The following is a 20392-nucleotide window of genomic DNA, read 5'->3' on the forward strand; positions in this document are numbered from 1 at the left end:
TCGAGCCTGCGGGCCGCGGCTGCGGCAAGCACTCAATTCGTCTGCACAACGCGCGGCGTGATGAAAACGACCAGCTCGCTGCGCTGGTCACGGTGTGCCCGATGACGAAATAAAGCGCCCAAAAGGGGTATTTTGCCCAGAAGTGGCACGCGCGTCACATCATCCCGGTCATCTGTGGCATAGATGCCGCCAATCGACACCGTGCCGCCGTCTTCCACCTCGACCCGCGTGCGCACGTGTTTGGTGTTGATGGCAGGCCCCGCGGCGGTCTGCTCGCCGACGCCGTCCTTGGCGATATCGAGGTCCAGCACGACTCGTCCGTCCGGCGTGATCTGCGGCTCGACCTCCAGTTTCAGGCTCGCGCGGCGAAACTGCACGCCGGAGACACCTTGGCCGACCTTGGCCTGATAAGGCAGTTCGGTGCCCTGCTCGACGATCGCCTTCATGCGGTCGGCGGTCACGACCCGCGGGCTGGACACCGTTTCCCCCTGTCCTTCGGCTTCCAGCGCGCTCAACTGGACGTTGAGGAGCCGCGTGGCCTGTGCAGCAAATAACGTGAGGCCCACGGTGGCGGCGTCAAAACCGGACAGCGGACCTGCCGACAGATCGTAGACCGTACCGCCGCCGTCCGCGCCCCCGCTGAGCCCACGCGCCGCGCCACCGTCAGCAGCCGCTGCCGCCGCAAGTGAAAGTTTGACGCCCAGGTTGCGCGAAAAGCCCTGATCCCCTTCGACAATCCGCGCTTCGATCAGCACCTGACGCGATGGCCGGTCGATCGACGCCAGCAGTTCGGCAATCTGCGCGAGACGTGCCTCCAGATCGGTCACGAACAGCAGGTTGGTGCGCGCATCCGCCATCGCCGCGCCACGTTTTGACAACACCCGCTGGGTGCCCGAGCCGGTCAACAGGCGCCGTACGTCTTCGGCATGGGCGTAATGCAGTTCGAACGTACGGCTGGCGAGCGGCTCCAGATCGGCCAGCCGTGCGTGCGCCTCGAAGCGTTGCCGCTCGCGCGCCGCGAGATCGGCAAGTGGCGCGACCCAGATCACGTTGCCGTGACGCTCCATTGCCAGACCATTGACATCGAGCAAGGTGTCGAACGCAGTGCGCCACGGCACCTTGTCGAGCCGCAACGACACCGTGCCTCGAACCCGGTCGCTGGCGACGATGTTCAGGCCGGTGAACTGCGCGAATGCATTCAGTACCGCGCCCAGTTCGGCACGCTGGAAGTTCAACGAGATCGGCTTATCGGGCGACAAACCGTCGTACGCCGCCGCGGTCGACGAGTCGCCGAGGCGCTGCGTCGGGGCAAGCGGCACGGGTGGACCTTCGAGCGCGTGAGCCGATGTTTCTGCGCGCGGCGCCGCACTGCGTGAGGCGGGGAGTGGTTTGCCCTCGAGTTGCGCGTCGTCAAGCGGTGCACCGTCGCGCGGTGGACCGTCTACCTCGTCCCCGGCAGCGCTTTCCCGATCGAGTACGCCAACCGGTCGGTCAGCCATTGGCTCCTCATCCGCCGCATCCTGGCCTAGGAACGGATTCGGCACGTCAACCGCCAGATTGCGCGGCAATGGCGGTGCGTCGTACGGCTCAACCGTGTCGTCCGACGGCATCATTGGCGGCAACGGTGGCAACGATGCGTGCGCCGCACCGACACACAGGAAGGCGCTGCCGAGCGCCAGCCTGATTCTCTTCATCCCCGTCCTCATGAAGCCTCCGCCAATGCCAGCGTGCGCGTGCCGATGCGATTCGTCAGCGTGATGCTGAGTGCGTCCATGCCTGTGACCCGGTCGCCACCGACGAACTGACCTTGCTCGACGGTCGCAGCGCCGTCCGTTGTTTCGAGCAGCGCGAGACCGCGCGTCCGGTCGCGCAGCAGACCGGCAAGGCGCAGCAGGCCCGCTTGCGCCAGGTCCCCATCCAGTTGCGGCGGGGACGAGAACGGATCGTCGAAGACCACGTCCTCGTCGTCCGCCTCCAGATTGTCATCGACCAGAATCGCGGGACTAGCGGACGCCGGGCTCAACGCGTTGAACACATGCAGCGTGGCGCTGACGAGCAATGCCCCAGCACTGCGTTTCACGGTGAGATCCTCGGGCACCACCAGCACCGGCAGATCCGACAGACCGCGCAGGAACATCATCAAATGCAGGAAATCCGTCTGGGCGGTGAGTTGCATGGGTCGCACCGCGTCGAGGCCCGCGCCGTTTCCTGCGGCCGGCGCCAACGTAAGCAACGTGACGCCACAGCGGGCTGCGAGCAGCGAGATCAGGCGCACGTCGTCAGCAGGCGTGGACGGCTCCGGCGATTTTCCGAGCGAAGCAAGCGCGGCGCTTCGGTGTTGCTCAGGCAACTGGGCAACCGACCGCCTTGCTTGAGCGACACGCTGCTGCGCTTCGGAAAGGGCCGAACGGCTTGCCTGAACGCCAGCCAGATCGGCCGCAATCCAGGCATTCGCGCCAACACCAAACACCGTCGCCGCGATGAGAGCCCCCGCCACATGGCGTCGACGCGCGCTCCACGCTTCAAGCGGCAAACGGATCTGATTCATCCAGTTCGTGGCTTGCGTAGTCTGATTCAAAACGCCGGTGCGATCCGCAAACAACGTACTCATCGCGCACCTCGCTTCTGATCGACCTCATGCGATCCCCCGTTCGCGGGTACTGCCGGATGCCCCGCGCTTTTAGCGGGCTCATCCCATCGCAACCGCGCGGCAAACTCGACCGCGCTGCTGTTACCTGCCGCAGTATCGTGTCCGGTGCGCGGCAAAGGATGCAGGTCGATGACCTCGGAACTCTTCACGCCACGCATGCTACCCAACTCTTCGAGCCAGACAGTGGACGCCAAAGGGTCCTTCGATATCGCAAGCAACTCCGTCTCGTGCATACGTTGTCGAAGCTGCTGCAGCACGACGTCATCTGCGGACACATGGCTTAACGTATCGAGCAGATCAAGTAGACGTACTAATGGACCGGATAGCGCGATCGCACGCGCGGCCCGTTTGCTCCGCTCATCGGCGTCGCGCTGGAGCCGTGCGTGCTCCGCAAGCGGCACGGCAAGGCCGATCAACTCCTTCTCGCGGGAAGCACGTTGTGCCTCCAGCCGTGCGCGTTCGAACGTCTGCCAGCCACCCGCCGCCAGCACGGCCGCATAGCCGACGAGCGCCGCGCCCAACCATTCGAGCAGACAGCGTCGCCGCGCGCAGCGCGCCTCGCGTTGCCGGTAAGGCAGCAGATTGAAGCCGCCGATCCACACCGGATGTCCGGCTGGCCCTATGCGCGAGTTCATCCACATCATTCCATCACTCCGCGCAATGCGAGGCCGAATGCCACCGCATAGTTCGACTCGTGCAATAACTTCGCAGGCAACGGGCCCGTGCAATCGCCCAGCGCAATGCATTCGAACGGCACCACCGTGCAGCCCAGTACGTCGGCGAGATCTGCTTCGGAAAAACCCACGCCATCGAGTAGTTCCACGTCGCCCCCCAGGAACGCATAGCCGAGGGCAACGCCGCCCGCAAGATCGCGCAACGCGTCGGCCAGATCGGAGTGCTCGGGCGACGGATAATGCATCTCGCCGACGACCGCGTCGTCGACAATGCGCCACCCGTACACACCCTCTGCGCCGATCCAGATCGCCGCGTAAGGTTCGTGTTGCTCCAGTTCCATAGCGGCCGCGTGCACCAGTGCGCGCAAAGCCGCGTGCGGTTCGCCGTCGATCGCCGTCAGCGTGACACCCGCCGCTGCGGCACACTCGATGCGCGTCTCCAGATGCTGGCGGGCGGCGGTCGCAATCGTCACCGCACTGGCGCCATGCGGCGAGCGTTCAATGAACCAGTCGACCGCGAGCGCATGACGCTCGATTCCCGCAATACGCTCCGCTTCGCTCCAGACGGCTAACTCCAGCGCCGCGAGCGAAGGTCCGTCCGCTGCTTCGACGTCGCCAGCATGGCTCAGTCGCGCGAGCGGCAAACTCGACATCAGCGTTGCCGAGGCAGGCAATGCCATCGCACAGCGCAGCGTGCGCGACGCACAGGCACGCGGCAACTCCGCGAACACATCGCGCAGTGCACGCGTCACGGCGCCCCGGTCCACGATCTCGACACCAGCCATCGCACCGGCAGGAAGCGGCACGGCCGCTAGATATTCGACACGCAGCGGACCGTCCACAGGCAAACGCTGACTCAACACCACCAGCCTCACCGCCTGCGGACTCACATCGATCCCAGCAGCAAAACGCCGCACCTTCACCTGAAACGAACTTTTAAATGTCATCCCGCCTCCCTTTAGACACATGCCAGATACGTGGCACACGCGTCGAAACATTCGAACGCGAGTACCGGAGGCAATTGTGCGCAGCGGCGGCGATGCGCGATATTCAGCCGAATGGCTAACGTGAGGTTCACGGCTCCCTGGGCGACCTCAAAGCGTCTACAGTAAGGTCATCCCCTGCGCGGCATGTCCAATGTAAGCATGTCGAAAGCTGACGAGCCAGGCGGCTATAATCGCGGGACTGTTTTTTGGTATTCATATGCAATCGTCTTCACCTACATCCCCGCCGCCCTCGCCACCCGCTCGACAGAAGCGCAAACGTCCGCTGTGGCTGAAGCTCGTCCTAGGGCTGGTAGGTCTGATATTCGCCGGCATCGCATGCGCCGGACTCGTGACCGGTTATGCGCTGGTGGTTGCTACGCCGAACCTGCCTTCAATCGACGCGCTTACCGACTATCGTCCGAAGGTTCCGCTGCGCATCTACACGGCAGACCATGTGCTGATCGGTGAATTTGGTGAAGAGCGGCGCGACATCGTGCACATTCAGGATGTCCCCGAGAATCTCAAGAAGGCGGTGCTCGCCATTGAAGACGCACGCTTCTACGATCACGGCGGCGTCGATCTGACGGGTATCGCGCGGGCCGGCTACGTCGCGCTCACCAACGGCCACGCTACGCAAGGCGCCAGCACGATCACCATGCAGGTGGCCCGCAACTTCTTTCTCTCGAGCGAAAAGACCTACACGCGCAAGATCTACGAGATGTTGCTCGCGTACAAGATCGAGTCGAAGCTGACGAAAGATCAGATTCTCGAGGTGTACATGAATCAGATCTATCTCGGTCAGCACGCGTATGGCTTCGCCAGCGCAGCACGGGTGTATTTCGGCAAGGACATGAAGGACCTCACGCTCGCCGAAGCGGCGATGCTCGCGGGTCTGCCCAAGGCCCCTTCGGCCTATAACCCGGTCGTCAATCCGAAGCGCGCCAGGATTCGTCAGGAGTACATCCTGCAGCGCATGCTGGAGTTGCGCTACATCACGCAGGAGCAGTACGACGAGGCGAGCAGGCAGCCGCTCGCCGTCAAGAGCGCGGTCAAGGAATTCAGCGTGCACGCGGAATATGTGGCGGAGATGGTGCGTCAGATGATGTACGCCCAATACCATGAAGAGGCCTACACCCGCGGGCTGAATGTCGTGACCACGATCGACTCCGCCGACCAGGATGTGGCCTACCACGCGTTGCGCAAAGGTCTGATGGACTACGAACGACGTCATGGCTATCGCGGTCCCGAAGCGTTCATCGATCTGCCGACTGACGAGGACGAGCGCCAACAGGCCATCGACGACGCGCTGCTCGAGCATCTGGACGACGGCGAGTTCGTCGCGGCGGTAGTCACCTCCGCAAGTCCGAAGCAGGTCGAGGCGACGCTCGCCGACGGCAATGTCGCGACGCTGCAGGGCGATGGCCTGCGCTTCGCGTCGCTCGCACTCGGGCCGCGCGCGCAAGCGAATCAGCGTATCCGTCCCGGCGCCATCATCCGGATCGTCAAGGGTGATGACGGTAGCTGGTCGATCACGCAGTTGCCGCAGGTGGAAGGGGCTTTCGTGTCCGTGGTGCCGCAGGACGGCGCGATCCGCGCGCTGGTGGGCGGCTTCGACTTCAACAAGAACAAGTTCAACCACGTCACCCAGGCGTGGCGGCAACCGGGCTCGAGTTTCAAGCCGTTTATCTATTCGGCGTCGCTCGAAAAAGGTCTGGGGCCAGCCACGGTCATCAACGACGCGCCGCTGTTCTTTACCGCAGCGGAAACCGGCGGCCAGGCGTGGGAGCCCAAGAACTATGGCGGTGGCTTCGACGGTCCAATGACGATGCGCACCGCGCTGCAGAAATCGAAGAACCTCGTGTCGATCCGCATCCTCAACCAGATCGGCCCCAAATACGCGCAGCAGTACATCACGCGTTTCGGCTTCGATGCGGACCGTCATCCTGCCTATCTGCCGATGGCGCTCGGTGCCGGGCTCGTCACTCCACTGCAGATGGCCGGAGGTTTTTCGGTGTTCGCCAATGGCGGCTATCGGATCAACCCGTATCTGATCGCGGAAGTGACTGACCAGCGTGGCTCCATCGTTGCGCAAGCCAGGCCGCTCGTCGCAGGGCAGAGCGCGCCCCACGCAATCGACGTGCGCAATGCTTATGTGATGAACGGCCTGCTGCAAAGCGTCGCTCAACGCGGCACCGGGGCAAAGAGCAATGTCCTCAAACGCACCGATCTCGCCGGCAAAACCGGGACGACCAACGACTCGCGCGATGCGTGGTTCGCCGGGTATCAGCACACGCTTACCGCAATCGCATGGATCGGCTACGACAATCCGCGCAGCCTCGGCGACAAGGAAACGGGCGGCGGCCTCGCGTTACCGGTCTGGATCGACTACATGGCCAAGGCACTGAAGGGCGTGCCGGAATACAGGATGCCGATGCCTGGCGGCCTCGTCATGCTAGGCGACGAGCCGTATTTCGACAACTTCACGCCAGGCAATGGTTTCGTGGCGACCGTCGGGGTGAGCCAGGCCGATCTGGACGCGAATTCGAGCGATGCGGTATCCGGCGCGGCGGAGGCAGCGACCCCGCAACAGGTCGGTGATGAGGAAAAGCAGAACATCATGAACCTGTTCCGCGGGCACTAACCCGGAGTTGCTGCCGGGTTCGCCGGCGTACGCTTGATGCTCAGTACTCCGCGCGGCGTCGACACTCAAAGTAAGACGCCCGCCAAAGCACCTCGCTTACGCTTCGAACCGAACCGGCTCGCCGGCCTGTTGTGTCGCGTAGTCAGACAGCGCGGCGAAAAACTCAGTGCCGTTGCGGGTGTCGCGCCATGCGCCGTCGGCATAACGGAAATGAAAACCGCCCGACTTCGCGGCGATCCAGATTTCTTGCATCGGCGGCTGCAGGTTCACGATGATCTTCGTGCCATTCTCGAATTCGAGCGTCAAAACGTTGCCGCTGCGCTCGAATTCGATATCGGCTTCGGTATCGTCGAGTGTGCGTTCAATGGCTGCAAGCGCGGCCTCGGCACGGGTCAGGTATTCGCTATCGGACATGCTAAACTCCAACGATAATTTTTTCAGGGACAGTCATGCGAGTCGTTTCCCGGATGCGCTCAATGGTGCCCGGTGTAAGGCAGCCCCGCGCTGCGGCGCCCGGCGTAAGTCAGCCAGGCACAACGGCGCGCGGCGCGACGACGCCCGGCGCGATTGTAGCCGCTTTGGTCATTGTCGCAGGTTGCGCTCTTGGCGGCTGCGGACAACGCGGACCGCTTTACTTGCCGACCGTGCCACCGCTACCCGCCAAACCCGTTGACGAAACCCAGGTGCCGTCCACTGACGCAGTGAAACCCGATTCGCAGGCAGCCTCCGGTACCGTACCCGACACAACCGGCACACCGCTCACGCTGTCGCCGGAAACCGAACTGCGCACCGTACCCGATTCGGCTGCGTCGGCACCGCAACTGCCGGCCTCCGATAGCACTCCCGTTCAATAAGACTTTCGCATGACTCGATCCGCATTTGCCTACGTCGACGGTGTATTGCACACCGAAGGCGTTTCCGCCGTTTCCCTTGCCGAGCAGTTCGGCACGCCGCTGTACGTCTATTCGCGCGCGGCGTTGACCGACGCATGGCAGGCCTACGCCGGCGCATGTGCGGGCCGCCGCGCCACCGTGCACGTCGCCGTCAAGGCAAATAGCAATCTCGCCGTGTTGAACGTGTTTGCAAGACTTGGCGCGAGCTTCGATATCGTCTCGGGCGGCGAACTCGCACGCGTGCTTGCCGCCGGTGGCAAAGCGGAAAACGTGGTGTTTTCGGGCGTCGGCAAGAGCGCTGACGAAATGCGCGAAGCGCTCGAGGCGGGTGTCAAATGCTTCAACGTCGAGTCGATTCCGGAGCTCGACCGCCTGAATGCAGTTGCCGCCTCGGTGGGAAAGACAGCCCCCGTCTCGCTGCGCGTGAATCCCGACGTCGACGCAAAAACGCATCCGTATATTTCCACCGGACTGAAGTCGAACAAGTTCGGTGTGGCGTTCGACGAGGCGCTCGCCACCTATCGCGCGGCTGCAGCGATGACGCACCTCGAGGTGGTGGGGATCGACTGCCATATCGGCTCGCAGATTACTGAGATCGCGCCGTATCTGGACGCAGTGGACAAGTTGCTGGTGCTGGTCGGACAGATCGAAGCGGACGGTTTATCGATCCGTCACATCGACGTGGGCGGCGGTCTTGGCATCACCTACGACGACGAAACGCCGCCGGATATCGGCGAGTTCGTGCGTACGGTACTCGATCACATCGAAGCACGCGGTCATGGGCATCGTGAAGTGTATTTCGAGCCGGGGCGCTCGCTGGTCGGCAATGCCGGTGTGCTGCTCACGCGTGTCGAGTTTCTGAAGCCCGGTGCGGAAAAGAACTTTGCCATCGTCGACGCCGCGATGAACGATCTCGCGCGCCCGGCAATGTACGAGGCGTACCACGGCATCGAACCGGTGGTGAAGCGCGACTCCCCGGCGCATGTGTATGACGTGGTCGGCCCAGTTTGCGAAAGCGGCGACTGGCTGGGCCGCGAGCGCCTGCTCGCAATCGAGCCGGGCGATCTGCTCGCCTTGCGTTCGGCCGGTGCGTACGGTTTCGTGATGAGCTCGAACTACAACACGCGTCCGCGGGCGGCCGAAGTCATGGTCGACGGCGAGAAAGCGTATGTGGTCCGCGCGCGCGAAGAGGTCAAGCAGCTGTTTTCCGGCGAAACCGTCCTGCCGGATTAAACTCGAAGGCAGACGCTCCACAAGCTGAGAGCAAGAAGGCGATGCCACTGCGGCATCGCCTTTTTTATTGAACGCTGGCTGAGACTACGAGCACCGTCAGCGAAACCGTCACCTCTTCCCAGCCGACGTCGCCCCACGCGCGCGCAACCACACAAGCAGCCGCCAGCCCAGTAACGCAACCATTACCGCGCCGTAAATCTTCGGCAGCAGCAAATCGTGCTTGCCGGATTTCATCCACCAGAAATGCAGGATCGCGAGTACTCCGATCGCATAGATCGCGCGGTGCAGCGTCTGCCAGCGGCGGCCAAGCTTTCTCACCATCGCGCGCGGCGAGGTCACAGCCAGCGCGAGGAGCAGAAGAAACGCCGCGAAGCCGACCATGATGAAGGGCCGCTTGCCGATATCCTTCAGGATCGCCGCCACGTCGAACCATTTGTCGAACCACACATAGGTCGTGAAATGCAGCGTGGCGTAGAAGAACGTGTACAGACCCAGCATGCGCCGGAAACGCAGCACTGCAGCCACTCCCGTCAAGCGGCGCAGCGGCGTCACGGCGAGCGTGATGCACAGGAACACCAGCGTCCACAGACCGGTTGACCGGGTGATGAACTCGATCGGGTTGGCCCCGAGCCGGTCGGTCAAGCCGAAGAACACGATTCGCGCGAGCGGATACCACGCCGCGACGAATACAGCGATCTTCGCCGGCACCACCCAGCGGCCGCCCGCTGCGGCGGAGCGCTTTGCAGCGGGTGGCTGCCGACGCGAAGCGGGTTCAGACACGGTTGGTGTTTCAGAGGAGGCCATCGCAATTCCCGCCTAGAAGTTCTTCTTCAGGTCCATGCCCTGATACAGCGATGCGACCTGATCGCCGTAGCCGTTGAACATCAGCGTCTTTCTCTTCGGCGTGAAGAACCCATCTTCGCCAATCCGCCGCTCGGTGGCCTGGCTCCAGCGCGGATGATCGACATTCGGATTCACGTTCGAGTAGAAGCCGTATTCGTTCGGCGCGTAGGTATTCCAGCTCGTGGCTGGCTGCTTGTCGACGAAACGGATCTTCACGAGCGACTTGCCGCTCTTGAAGCCGTATTTCCACGGCACGATGATTCGCAGCGGCGCACCGTTCTGATTGGGCAGCACTTCGCCGTACAGACCCACCGTCAGCAAGGTCAGCGGGTTCATCGCTTCGTCCATCCGCAAGCCTTCCGAGTACGGCCAGTCCAGAATAGGCGTGGACAGGCCGGGCATTTGCGACGGATCAGCAAGCGTGATGAACTGCACGTATTTGGCATTGCCGTTCGGCTGGGCTCGCTTGATGAGTTCCGCAAGCGGAAATCCGATCCACGGCATCACCATCGACCAGCCCTCCACGCAACGATGCCGGTATACCCGCTCCTCGAGCGGCGCCATCTTCAGGAGATCGTCAATGTCAAACACCTTGGCATTCTTCACTTCGCCTTCAACGCTCACCCGCCACGGATGCGGGCGCAATGTGCCGGCATTCTGCGCGGGGTCGCTCTTGTCGGTTCCGAACTCGTAGAAGTTGTTGTAGGTGGTAATGTCCTTGTAAGGCGTGACCTTATCCGTCGCGACAAATTTCGGATTGGTCTTCGCCGCCAGCTTAGGTCCTTTCGCATCCGGCGACGAGTACACGGCGAGCGCCTCGCCGCTCACGCCGAGCAAACTGCCCATCGCCGCCGCACCGGCCGCCCGCAGGACGCGTCGACGGTTCTCGCGCTGGCTCTCGTACACGCGTTTCGGCGTGATTTCACTCGGAGCAATATCGTCGCCCTGCAGTGCAATCCTGTCGCTTCGCTTTATCCACATGGTGCTGCTCCTGCTGGCCCCGGCGGGCTACGTTGATTGATGATCGTTCGACTGCGCATCCATAGGTACTGTTCTGGCGAACACTCTGGATGCAGCAAAATTCCATGCGCAAAGAAAAAACCGCCGGTGCGAAGCACTCGGCGGTTCTTTGTCGGTTCAGAAACGCAGATATTACAGCTTGCCGTAGCTATGCAACCCGGAGAGGAACATGTTGACGCCGAGGAACGCGAACGTCGTGACCAGCAGGCCTGTCAGCGCCCACCACGCCGCGACGGCGCCACGCAGGCCCTTCATGAGCCGCATGTGCAGCCACGCTGCGTAGTTCAGCCAGACGATCAGTGCCCAGGTCTCCTTCGGATCCCAGCTCCAGTAACCGCCCCAAGCCTGCGCAGCCCACAGCGCACCGAGGATCGTGGCAATGGTGAAGAACGCAAAACCGACCGCGATCGACTTGTACATCAGGTCGTCGAGCACGTCGAGCGGCGGCAGGCGGTCCGCCAGCATGCCGTTTTCCTTGACCAGGTACGCGACGCCGACCATCGCCGACAACGCAAAGCTGCCGTAGCCGATGAAGTTAGCCGGCACGTGGATCTTCATCCACCAGCTTTGCAGCGCCGGCACGAGCGGCTGGATCTGCTGCGCATCGCGGGAAATCGAGTACCACATCAGGAAGCCAACCGCGGCGCTGATCACCAGCAACACGAACGCGCCGAGCGCGCGGGTGTTGTAGTGCTGCTCGTAATACAGGTAGAAAAGCGCGGTGATCAGGCTGAACAGCACGAACACTTCATACAGGTTCGAGATGGGGATATGCCCGACGTCCGAGCCGATCAGGTATGACTCGTACCAGCGCACCATCAGGCCGACGAAGCCCATCAGCACCGCAGCCCACGTCATTTTCGAGCCAATCGCGGCGCCCGTGGGCGAACGCGACACCAGGCCGATCCAGTAAAACAGCGTGGCCAGCACGAACAACGCGCTCATCCACAGAATCGCGGATTGGCTCGACAGGAAATATTTGAGGAAGAACGCGCTATCGGCGCGCGCCAGGTCGCCCTGATAGGTCTGGATCGCGAACAGCGACAGCACCGCGATTCCGGCGATCAGAAGACGGGCCGGCTTCCAACGCCAGCCGAGCGTCACGAACACCGGCACCGCGCAAACCAGGATCAGCTTGTCGTAGTAATTCATGTACGGGTGATAGCGCCACAGCGCGAAACCCGCACCCGCGACCATCGCCAGAGCGAACAGCCAGTCGAAAGCGCCGAGGCGCTTCAGAAACGAGCGTTCGTCGAGCAGCGCCGGATGTTGCGCCGGACTGGCTGCCGCGTTCTTGGCCGACGCGTTACCACGCGAAGGAGATGAGGAAACCTGAGTCAAGTCCATGATCTTACCGGGTCGTATCTTGTGAACCTGCGGACGGTGCGCCGGAGGTGGCGCCATTCTCGGCAGCGTCACTGGGTTTGGCACCCAGCACAGCGCCGACAGCGTCGCGCGTCTGGGCGAACTCCTTGTCGAAATCAAGCGTCTTGCGCGCGCTCGACATCGCCATCACGACGTTCGTACCGTGATCGGTATCTTTGATCCAGAACCAGAGGCGCCGTTCGCGGACGTAGAACATCGAGAAGATGCCCAATACGAGGAGCAGGCTGCCAAGATACACGACTTTTTTGCCCGGCGCGCGCGTCAACTGAAATACCGAAGCTTGCACCTGCTTGAATGAGTCGAGCTGTAAATAGACCGGCGATCCATACAAAAAGCTGTCAGATATCGCATTGATCGAGCTCTGGATAAAGAGGCTCGTGTCCGCGGAGGGCGTCGCGTCGGGCTCGCTGGCCTGTTCGCGGGCCAGTTGCCATACGTCCCAGGTCGAGCCTTCGAGCATGCGCAGCAGCAGCGAGGCCGCTTTTTCCTGCTCGCCCTTCGGCACTGAATGGTCGATGAAGGCGGCGATCGCCTGGAAACCACCGATGTTCTGGCCGCCCTGCATCATGCCGACGCTGCTGTCGCCACCCGCAAAGAGGGTCAGGACGCGCAACGCGCTTTCTTCGAGGTGCTGCTGCAGGTCCGCGTTCGATGCCGGCACCGAGCGCAGCGCGAAACGGTGCGCCGCCGCGGCGCGCGTGGCCGGATTCTCGAGCGCGGCGCGCAGGTTCATCCACTCGTTGACCGTGCCGCCCTGGTCGGCGGGGATCCGCAGATAGCGGAACGGATCGTCCGGGTTGATGCGCATGCCGGCGAGGAACATCTTCTCGCCACCCACGTCGACCGGCAGCATGTAGTTGTTGTACTCGCGCGCCTGGCCGTCCTTGCCGCGCACCTTGTATTGCACCGATGGGCCGACGTTATGCAGATCCAGCGGCTTCGAGGTCTTGGCGCCTGAACCGAGCCGCTCGTCGAAGGCTTCCTTCAGCGTCTGATGCGCGACGCCGCGCGCGTCATTGGCGCCGCTGCCGTTCGAGATGTTCTCCACGTTGATGGCGCGGAAATCGGCGAATTCGATCGTCTGGCCGTCCGCCCCAGGCACCGCATTACCCAACGGCACCGAATTGCCGATCGTGCCGCTGAACGGAGCCGTTTTGGCGCTGGTGCCCGACATCGGGAAGGCGGTCATCTGCATCTGCGAGCCGCCATCCTGGAAGCTCGACTGGTAGATCGATACACCGTCGTAGTCGAACGGCTTGTTCACTTCGACCCGTGCCGGAATCTTCTGGCCGGTCTTGTGATCGATCACGACGATATCGCTCGCAAACAGCTTCGGCATGCCGGTCGAGTAGTAATCGACGATGAACTTGTTCAACTGGATCGAAAACGGCAAGTCCTGGATCAACGAGCCATTCGGCTGGTTCAGGATCGCCGTCGACACATGCTCGCCCTCCGGCACCCATGCGTAGCCGCGGAACGTCGGATTGGATTGGGACAGACGGTGTTCGGGCGGAATGTCGCTGATCACCGTGTTGCTGTTGATGGGCGTCTTGTTGAACATCCACATCTGCAGCTTGATCGGCAGATTGCTGTCGAGCAGGCCGCCCAGGCAGATGACGACAATCGCAATGTGAGCCGAGATATAGCCGAGCTTGGTGAGCGCACCGCGCTTGGCCGCGATCAACGTCGCGCCTTCCGATTCCCGCGTCACGAACTTGTAGCCGAGCCGGCCCGACAGTTTCGCCAGCGTGGCCGTGGCCTGCTCACGCGAGCTGCCGACGGCGAACTCGCCCTTGTGGTGGAACGCTCGCAGGCTCGACTCGCGGACCTTGTCCTTCCAGCTCTTCATGTCCGCGACCATCTTCGGCGCATTGCGGATCACGCACAGCGACACCGAGACCATCAGGAAGCAGAGGATCAGCATGAACCACCAGGAGCTGTACACGGTGTACAGGCTCAGCGAGCGGAAGATATCCGCCCAGAAGGGGCCGAACTGATTGACGTAGTTGGGATACGGATCGTCCTGGGTGAGGACGGTGCCGATGATGCTCGCGATCGCCAGAATCACCAGCAGCGCGATGGCGAATCGCATCGAACTCATCAACTCGATAACGCGACGCATGGGCCGCTGGCCCGACGTTATTTCAATACCCGACGTGGTGACGCTCATTCACACTCCGACAGAACAGCAAAAAAGGGTGAACGGCCGCCGCTGACGCACGAAGCGAGCGACGCCATCACCCTTTTCTTGTTTTTTCACCGGCCTCGCTGGGCCGGTTGCACTTGCGTGCGGACTTACTAATGCAAGCCCGCGATGTAATCGGCCACAGCCTTGATATCGCTATCCGACAGCCGTGACGCAATGGTATGCATCGGGTCGCTGTTGTTGCGCGCGCCCGGGCCCTGCGTGAACGCGTTCAACTGCGTCACCGTATATTCCGCCCACTGCCCCGACAGACGCGGATACTGCACCGGAATGCCCTGGCCTGTAGGACCATGGCAACTTGCACACGCCGGGACAGCTCGCTCGGCGATGCCCGCGCGATAAATCTTCTCGCCTAGCGGGACGGTGTTCTTGTCGTGTGCGTAACCGGGCTTCGGCGTCTGCGCCGCAAAATACGCGGCAACGTTAACCATATCCTGGCTGGACAGCGCTGCGGCCATGCCGGCCATAATCGCATTATTACGCGCAGGCTGCTTGGCACCGGGCTGGGTTTTGAAATCCATCAACTGCTTGACGAGATATTCGGGGTGCTGGCCGGCCAGCTTGGGATACGCCCCGCCGGTGCTATTACCGTCGGCGCCGTGACACGACGCGCAAACCTGCGTCGCAATTGCCTGTCCCCGATTGACGTCCGGTTTTGCCGGATCTGCTGCTCGCGCCTGAACTGCTAAACCTGAAAGACCTGCCGCTACTTGAAATACCATCAGTGCTTTGCACAGTCGATTCATTCGCACACCCTGTTTCGTCTTGTGGGAATTAGAGGTTCTGCAAAACGACGGCGACCGATTTACCGCAGAGGCACGCGCGCTGGCCCCTCCTCAGGTCTTCAGTAAATTCAGTAAACCATCATATTGTACAATAACTCGCTAATCGCTTAGACGCCAGTCGGGCTTGACCCGTCCCCACCCCGGGTTCCCCGGCGTCTCATATTCTGGTTCCCCCATGTCCTTCCTGCTCCACCAGTCCCGCTTCTTTACGACCGTCAATCACTTGCGTGATCTGCCGGCCACCCCGCAACCCGAAATCGCGTTTGCGGGACGCTCGAATGCGGGCAAGTCGACGGCGATTAATCTGCTGTGCAACCAGAAGCGTCTCGCCTTCGCCAGTAAGACACCGGGCCGTACCCAGCATATCAATTACTTCTCGGTAGGGCCTGCAGCCGAGCCAGTGGCCCACCTGGTGGATTTGCCCGGTTATGGGTACGCGGAAGTGCCCGGCGCCGCCAAGGCGCACTGGGAGGCGTTGCTGTCGAGCTATCTGCAACAGCGATCGCAACTGCGCGGCATGATCCTCATGATGGATTCGCGCCGCCCGCTCACCGATCTGGACCGGGTGATGATCGAGTGGTTTGCGCCGACCGGCAAGCCGATCCACACCCTGCTGACAAAGTGCGACAAATTGACGCGGCAGGAGAGCATCAACGCGCTGCGGGCCACCCACAAAGGGCTGGCGGAATATACGGCTGGCGGTTATCGGGGAGAGTTGACCGCCCAGTTGTTCTCGGCCCTCAAGCGGGTCGGTCTGGACGAGGCTCACGAGCTGATTGAAAGCTGGCTCGTTCCTGAGGATGCGGGCAGCGCGGACGGCGTGGTCGCGTCCGAATAGCTTCCGCTGCCAGGCTGGGGATTAACCTGGTCTGGGCCCTTTTTCGTTCGCCCATAAAAAAACCCGCCGCAACTGACGGCGGGCCAAACAGCCTAATCGAAAAACGACAGGCACCCGCTCAGGGAGGAGAAGCGGGGAGGTCAGCGCATGGCGCCTTGCTCGATCGGTATGATATACCATTGTCTCGAAAAGAGTTTTCAGCAGGTTCAGGCACGCGCTGTTGCTTCACCATCTCCACGCAATCCAAGACATTCGATATGAGCTTCTATCCGCATCACCGTCCGCGCCGCATGCGCCGTGACGACTTCTCGCGCCGTCTCATGCGCGAAAACATCCTCACCACCAACGACCTGATCTACCCCGTGTTCGTCGTAGAAGGCACCAACGTGCGGCAAGCCGTGGCGTCGATGCCGGGCGTGGAACGCGTGTCGGTCGATCTGCTGATGGGCGTGGCCGAACAGTGCGTCGCGCTTGGCGTGCCGGTGCTGTCGCTGTTTCCGGCGATCGAACCGTCGCTGAAAACACCGGACGGCCGCGAGGCGACCAACGAAGCCGGTCTGATTCCGCGCGCCGTCCGCGAACTGAAAAAGCATTTCCCGGAGCTAGGCGTTCTTACCGACGTTGCACTCGATCCCTACACGAGCCACGGCCAGGACGGTGTGATCGATGAAGCGGGCTATGTGATCAACGACGTGACCGTCGAGATTCTCGTCGAGCAGGCCCGCGCACAGGCGGAAGCGGGCGTGGATATCGTGGCACCGTCGGACATGATGGACGGGCGTATCGGCGCGATCCGCGAAATGCTCGAGAGCGAGGATCACATTCATACGCGGATCATGGCCTACTCGGCCAAGTTCGCGTCGGCGTTCTACGGGCCGTTCCGCGACGCCGTCGGTTCCGCGACGAACCTCGGCAAGAGCAACAAGATGACCTATCAGATGGACCCGTCGAATTCGGATGAAGCGCTGCGCGAAGTGCGTGCGGACATCGAAGAAGGCGCGGACATGGTGATGGTGAAGCCCGGCATGCCGTACCTCGATATCGTCCGTCGCGTGAAGGACGAGTTCCGCTTTCCGACTTATGTGTATCAGGTGAGCGGCGAGTACGCGATGCTCAAAGCGGCCGCGCAAAACGGCTGGCTCGATCACGACAAGGCAATGATGGAATCGTTGCTGGCGTTCAAGCGGGCGGGCGCAGATGGCGTGCTGACGTATTTTGCGTTGGATGCTGCGCGGATTTTGCGCGCGCAGAAGTGATGCGGGCTGAGGCGCTGGGTTGGGCACCTCGTGACGAACGATGATGTCAGACGCAGACGCTGTGCAGCAGGTTTGAAGTTTGATGAAAGCGGAGGCACCGGGAGCGGGTCTCCGCTTTTTTAATGGCTGAAAGTCTCGCGTGCTGTTTGCGACGGCGTGCTTTGTCAGGACCGCGGCGACTACGATTGCGGCGGCGTGGCCAGGCGGTCGAGGCTGTGCAGGAACGTGTCGGCCGACTCGTAGCCGACGACGCGCAGCACCTCCGCTCCGCTCGGGTCGAAGAAGATGATGCCCGGAGGCCCAAACAGCTTGAAGCGCTTCAGCAAGGTCTGGTCATCGGGGTTGTTGGCAGTCACGTCCGCGCGCAGCAGGTTGAGTTGCTGCAGCCGGGCATGTACGCGCGGGTCGCTGAAAGTGAATTTCTCCATTTCCTTGCAACTCACGCACCAGTCCGCGTAGAAGTCGAGCATCGCCGGCTGGGCAGCGGCCTTTACGGCCTGGTCGAGCTGGGTCGACGAGCGTACCGGGGCAAACGTGAGACTGTCTGCCGCAGTAGCGGCGTTCGCTGCCCCCGAAGGGGCGCCGGCCACATCACCGGGGCCACTGCGCGCGGCCAGTACTGCGAGCGGCTTGAGCGGATCCGACGATCCGGCCGCGAGACCAACTAGCACCACCACGGCCCAGACGGTCAGCGCGACGCCCAGACCCCGACCAAGTCGACGCCACACCGAACTGGCGCCGGCTGGTGGCGAGAACAGTCCGAGAGAGGCCGCGGCGACCAGCAGCCATAACGCGCTCAGCAACATTTGCGCAGTCGCACCCAGCACTGGCCAAACGATCCACAACGCGGCGGCGAGCAGCACTACCCCGAAGAAGATCTTCACGCCGTCCATCCACACACCCGCACGCGGCAGCAAGGTACCTGCGCCCAAGCCGATGATCAACAACGGAACGCCCAGGCCGATACCCATCGAGAACAGCGCGGCCGCACCGAGCACGGCGTTGCCTGTGTGGGCGATAAACGCCAGGATCGCGAACAGCGGCGCCGTCATGCAAGCGCCGACGACCAGCGCGGACAGCGCGCCCATCGCCGCCACCGCCGCGAACTTGCCACCGGAGCGCCCTTGCGATGCGCACGACGCACCGTCCTGCCAGCGTTGCGGCAAGGCAATGTCGTAGCCGGCGATCAGCGTCACTGCGAACGCCGTCAGCAGCACACCGAATGCACCCAATACCCACGGATTCTGCAACCATGCGCCGAGGCTCTGACCCACAAGCGCCGCGGCGATACCGAGCACGGTATAGACGAGCGCCATACCGATCACATAAGCAAGCGACAGCGCGAAGCCACGACCACGCGTCACACGTGCCCCTTCGCCGATGATAATGGCCGACAGGATCGGGATCATCGGATACGAGCACGGCAACAGGCTGAGCACAGCGCCGGCGACGAAGAACAGGCCGACGATCGTGAAGAAGCTGCCGCCCTGCAAAAGCGACTGCGCGTAGTCAGCGCTGGTTGTGCGTTCGTACCACGAGGAGGTGTTTGCTACGTCGGCGTTGTTTGCCGTTTGAGTGGTGACTGCGGGGGTGGGCGAGACGCTAGCGGCGTGCAGCGCGGCGCCTTCGACGTGATACACGCGCTCCATCGGCGGATAGCAAATACCCGCGTCGGCGCAACCTTGCGAAGTCACCGCGAGATCGAAGGGCCCCGCGGCCTGCTTTACCGGGACGCGAATGGTCAACTCGTTCCGGTAGGTTTCGACATTCTTCCCGAACGTTTGATCGAACTTGACGTGGCCCGCGGGCAATTGTGGATCGCCGATCGTCACGGTTCCGTTGCGGGTCGCAAAGGAGAACCGCTCCCGATACATGTAGTACCCGTCCGCGATCTTGTAGTGAACAAGCACTTCGCCAGGCTGTTCGCTTGCGCTGAATTTGAAGGCAACAGCCGGATCCAGGAAATCGTCGTCGGCATACGCCGCGCCAGCAGCGGACATCAGGACTACCAGCAGGCAGGAGACGAACAGCACGGCCGCGCGCAGGGAATCGCGCCCCCGTCGGTGAAGAGCATTAAACATGAACAGGGCGTTGAGTCTCAGCAATGACCCACTGGCCGTAAGCTACAGAGGCCGTGGCTTGCCAGCAGAGGATTTCGGGGGTGTCGTACGGATGATGTTTCTCGATGAATAACTCGAGCTCCAGAGCCCGTGCCGCGCTCGTTTTGAAGAGTAGCTGGATCTCATCGGCGGACTCGAGCTTGCCCTGCCAGTGGTAGGTCGAATGGATCACTCCCTGCTGGCTGACGCAAGCGGCAAGGCGTGCATCCAGCGCCTGTGTGGCGAGCTTCTGCGCCGTGTCCGCATCGGGCACGGTCGTCAGGATCAGCGTCACATTCGAGGTCACGGATAACTCCGGCAGGGTGGAAAACGCGTGTTGCTATCGTATCACCGGACTCGGTCGGCCGCAGGCAGGCGCCCGGCATGCTGCCGCTTGATTAGCTACGGTCTGATTCTGTCTGCGTCCACAAACAAAAAGGCCAGACTTTCGTCTGGCCTTCTGAGCGATGCGGGAAGCTTATTCAGCTTCTTGCACTTCAACTTCTTCGACTTCCGGACGGTCCATCAATTCGACCAGTGCCATCGGTGCATTGTCGCCAACGCGGAAACCGAACTTCAGGATGCGCAGGTAGCCACCCGGACGGTTTGCGAAGCGCGGGCCGAGCACGTCGAACAGCTTCGAGACGGAATCACGATCGCGCAGGCGGTTGAACGCCAGACGACGATTTGCCAGCGACGGCTTCTTGCCGAGCGTGATCAGCGGCTCGACGACTTTACGGAGTTCCTTCGCCTTCGGCAGCGTCGTCTTGATGACTTCGTGCTCGATCAGCGAGTTGGACATGTTACGGAGCATTGCCAGACGGTGGCTGCTCGTGCGGTTCAGTTTCCGCAGACCATGACGGTGACGCATTTCAATTCCTT

At 62.2% G+C, this 20392-nt stretch carries 18 protein-coding genes; 5 read left to right on the forward strand and 13 right to left on the reverse strand.

Annotation, left to right across the window (positions count from 1 at the left end; genetic code table 11):
* Positions 1 to 32: 32 nt before the first annotated feature.
* Genes P3T24_RS33195 through pilM form a run of 4 tightly spaced genes read right to left on the reverse strand, consistent with a single transcriptional unit; the run spans position 33 to position 4271 of the window.
* On the reverse strand, positions 33 to 1694 hold the full coding sequence (locus P3T24_RS33195; protein WP_429441032.1) for a type IV pilus secretin PilQ: 1662 nt from the start codon (positions 1692 to 1694) through the stop codon (positions 33 to 35).
* A gap of 8 nt (positions 1695 to 1702) precedes the next feature.
* Positions 1703 to 2611 (reverse strand): hypothetical protein, encoded by a 909-nt coding sequence (locus P3T24_RS33200; RefSeq protein ID WP_429441034.1) that lies wholly within the window; start codon positions 2609 to 2611, stop codon positions 1703 to 1705.
* Positions 2608 to 3285, reverse strand: coding sequence for a fimbrial assembly protein (locus tag P3T24_RS33205; RefSeq protein WP_429441035.1), 678 nt, complete (start codon positions 3283 to 3285; stop codon positions 2608 to 2610). The genes P3T24_RS33200 and P3T24_RS33205 overlap by 4 nt, the downstream gene beginning before the upstream one ends.
* Positions 3286 to 3290: 5 nt before the next feature.
* Positions 3291 to 4271 carry a type IV pilus biogenesis protein PilM gene (pilM, locus tag P3T24_RS33210; protein ID WP_429441037.1) on the reverse strand — a complete coding sequence of 327 codons (981 nt, stop codon included), beginning with the start codon at positions 4269 to 4271 and terminating at the stop codon, positions 3291 to 3293.
* 256 nt (positions 4272 to 4527) lie between these two features.
* Between pilM and P3T24_RS33215 the strand changes: the two genes are divergently transcribed.
* Entirely contained in the window at positions 4528 to 6951 is a 2424-nt protein-coding gene (locus tag P3T24_RS33215) for a penicillin-binding protein 1A (protein WP_429441038.1), read from the forward strand.
* Positions 6952 to 7047: 96 nt separating this feature from the next.
* Here the strand turns inward: P3T24_RS33215 and cyaY are convergent, their stop codons facing one another.
* Positions 7048 to 7365, reverse strand: coding sequence for an iron donor protein CyaY (gene cyaY, locus P3T24_RS33220; protein ID WP_074262682.1), 318 nt, complete (start codon positions 7363 to 7365; stop codon positions 7048 to 7050).
* A gap of 35 nt (positions 7366 to 7400) precedes the next feature.
* On the opposite strand from cyaY, the gene lptM reads away from it, so the two are divergent.
* Both lptM and lysA read left to right on the forward strand, forming a co-directional pair.
* The gene (lptM, locus tag P3T24_RS33225) at positions 7401 to 7805 is read left to right on the forward strand and encodes an LPS translocon maturation chaperone LptM (protein WP_429441041.1); all 405 of its coding nucleotides are present in this window, start codon (positions 7401 to 7403) and stop codon (positions 7803 to 7805) included.
* A 9-nt stretch (positions 7806 to 7814) separates the two neighbouring features.
* Positions 7815 to 9077 (forward strand): diaminopimelate decarboxylase, encoded by a 1263-nt coding sequence (gene lysA / locus P3T24_RS33230; RefSeq protein WP_429441042.1) that lies wholly within the window; start codon positions 7815 to 7817, stop codon positions 9075 to 9077.
* Between the two features lie 108 nt (positions 9078 to 9185).
* On the opposite strand, the gene msrQ is transcribed toward lysA, so the two are convergent.
* From msrQ to P3T24_RS33255, 5 genes are all read right to left on the reverse strand, one after another.
* Positions 9186 to 9881, reverse strand: a complete 696-nt coding sequence (msrQ, locus tag P3T24_RS33235; protein ID WP_074262684.1) for a protein-methionine-sulfoxide reductase heme-binding subunit MsrQ — start codon at positions 9879 to 9881, stop codon at positions 9186 to 9188.
* Between the two features lie 12 nt (positions 9882 to 9893).
* Positions 9894 to 10901: a protein-methionine-sulfoxide reductase catalytic subunit MsrP gene (gene msrP, locus P3T24_RS33240; RefSeq protein ID WP_074262685.1), complete on the reverse strand. Its 1008-nt coding sequence runs from the start codon at positions 10899 to 10901 to the stop codon at positions 9894 to 9896.
* Between the two features lie 171 nt (positions 10902 to 11072).
* Positions 11073 to 12287, reverse strand: a complete 1215-nt coding sequence (gene ccsB, locus P3T24_RS33245) for a c-type cytochrome biogenesis protein CcsB (RefSeq protein WP_074262686.1) — start codon at positions 12285 to 12287, stop codon at positions 11073 to 11075.
* Positions 12288 to 12291: 4 nt separating this feature from the next.
* Positions 12292 to 14496 carry a cytochrome c biogenesis protein ResB gene (locus P3T24_RS33250; RefSeq protein WP_429441045.1) on the reverse strand — a complete coding sequence of 735 codons (2205 nt, stop codon included), beginning with the start codon at positions 14494 to 14496 and terminating at the stop codon, positions 12292 to 12294.
* Positions 14497 to 14624: 128 nt separating this feature from the next.
* Positions 14625 to 15278, reverse strand: coding sequence for a c-type cytochrome (locus P3T24_RS33255; RefSeq protein ID WP_074262688.1), 654 nt, complete (start codon positions 15276 to 15278; stop codon positions 14625 to 14627).
* Between the two features lie 214 nt (positions 15279 to 15492).
* Between P3T24_RS33255 and yihA the strand changes: the two genes are divergently transcribed.
* Both yihA and hemB read left to right on the forward strand, forming a co-directional pair.
* Entirely contained in the window at positions 15493 to 16155 is a 663-nt protein-coding gene (yihA, locus tag P3T24_RS33260) for a ribosome biogenesis GTP-binding protein YihA/YsxC (protein ID WP_429289384.1), read from the forward strand.
* Between the two features lie 257 nt (positions 16156 to 16412).
* On the forward strand, positions 16413 to 17411 hold the full coding sequence (hemB, locus tag P3T24_RS33265) for a porphobilinogen synthase (protein WP_074262690.1): 999 nt from the start codon (positions 16413 to 16415) through the stop codon (positions 17409 to 17411).
* Between the two features lie 179 nt (positions 17412 to 17590).
* On the opposite strand, the gene dsbD is transcribed toward hemB, so the two are convergent.
* From dsbD to rplQ, 3 genes are all read right to left on the reverse strand, one after another.
* Positions 17591 to 19492 carry a protein-disulfide reductase DsbD gene (gene dsbD / locus P3T24_RS33270; RefSeq protein WP_429441047.1) on the reverse strand — a complete coding sequence of 634 codons (1902 nt, stop codon included), beginning with the start codon at positions 19490 to 19492 and terminating at the stop codon, positions 17591 to 17593.
* The gene (cutA, locus tag P3T24_RS33275; protein ID WP_429289386.1) at positions 19485 to 19817 is read right to left on the reverse strand and encodes a divalent-cation tolerance protein CutA; all 333 of its coding nucleotides are present in this window, start codon (positions 19815 to 19817) and stop codon (positions 19485 to 19487) included. The genes dsbD and cutA overlap by 8 nt, the downstream gene beginning before the upstream one ends.
* A gap of 171 nt (positions 19818 to 19988) precedes the next feature.
* A complete protein-coding gene (rplQ, locus tag P3T24_RS33280) occupies positions 19989 to 20381 on the reverse strand; it encodes a 50S ribosomal protein L17 (RefSeq protein WP_074262693.1) in 393 nt (130 codons plus the stop codon).
* Between the last annotated feature and the right edge of the window lie 11 nt (positions 20382 to 20392).

The organism is Paraburkholderia sp. GAS33 (assembly GCF_050436645.1).
Classification (GTDB): domain Bacteria; phylum Pseudomonadota; class Gammaproteobacteria; order Burkholderiales; family Burkholderiaceae; genus Paraburkholderia; species Paraburkholderia phenazinium_B.

Coding starts and splice junctions, on each gene's coding strand:
- P3T24_RS33195 (WP_429441032.1), bottom strand. CDS start 1,694: ATGAAGAGAATCAGGCTGGCGCTCGGCAGCGCCTTCCTGTGTGTCGGT.
- P3T24_RS33200 (WP_429441034.1), bottom strand. CDS start 2,611: ATGAGTACGTTGTTTGCGGATCGCACCGGCGTTTTGAATCAGACTACG.
- P3T24_RS33205 (WP_429441035.1), bottom strand. CDS start 3,285: ATGAACTCGCGCATAGGGCCAGCCGGACATCCGGTGTGGATCGGCGGC.
- pilM (WP_429441037.1), bottom strand. CDS start 4,271: ATGACATTTAAAAGTTCGTTTCAGGTGAAGGTGCGGCGTTTTGCTGCT.
- P3T24_RS33215 (WP_429441038.1), top strand. CDS start 4,528: ATGCAATCGTCTTCACCTACATCCCCGCCGCCCTCGCCACCCGCTCGA.
- cyaY (WP_074262682.1), bottom strand. CDS start 7,365: ATGTCCGATAGCGAATACCTGACCCGTGCCGAGGCCGCGCTTGCAGCC.
- lptM (WP_429441041.1), top strand. CDS start 7,401: ATGCGAGTCGTTTCCCGGATGCGCTCAATGGTGCCCGGTGTAAGGCAG.
- lysA (WP_429441042.1), top strand. CDS start 7,815: ATGACTCGATCCGCATTTGCCTACGTCGACGGTGTATTGCACACCGAA.
- msrQ (WP_074262684.1), bottom strand. CDS start 9,881: ATGGCCTCCTCTGAAACACCAACCGTGTCTGAACCCGCTTCGCGTCGG.
- msrP (WP_074262685.1), bottom strand. CDS start 10,901: ATGTGGATAAAGCGAAGCGACAGGATTGCACTGCAGGGCGACGATATT.
- ccsB (WP_074262686.1), bottom strand. CDS start 12,287: ATGGACTTGACTCAGGTTTCCTCATCTCCTTCGCGTGGTAACGCGTCG.
- P3T24_RS33250 (WP_429441045.1), bottom strand. CDS start 14,496: ATGAGCGTCACCACGTCGGGTATTGAAATAACGTCGGGCCAGCGGCCC.
- P3T24_RS33255 (WP_074262688.1), bottom strand. CDS start 15,278: ATGAATCGACTGTGCAAAGCACTGATGGTATTTCAAGTAGCGGCAGGT.
- yihA (WP_429289384.1), top strand. CDS start 15,493: ATGTCCTTCCTGCTCCACCAGTCCCGCTTCTTTACGACCGTCAATCAC.
- hemB (WP_074262690.1), top strand. CDS start 16,413: ATGAGCTTCTATCCGCATCACCGTCCGCGCCGCATGCGCCGTGACGAC.
- dsbD (WP_429441047.1), bottom strand. CDS start 19,492: ATGTTTAATGCTCTTCACCGACGGGGGCGCGATTCCCTGCGCGCGGCC.
- rplQ (WP_074262693.1), bottom strand. CDS start 20,381: ATGCGTCACCGTCATGGTCTGCGGAAACTGAACCGCACGAGCAGCCAC.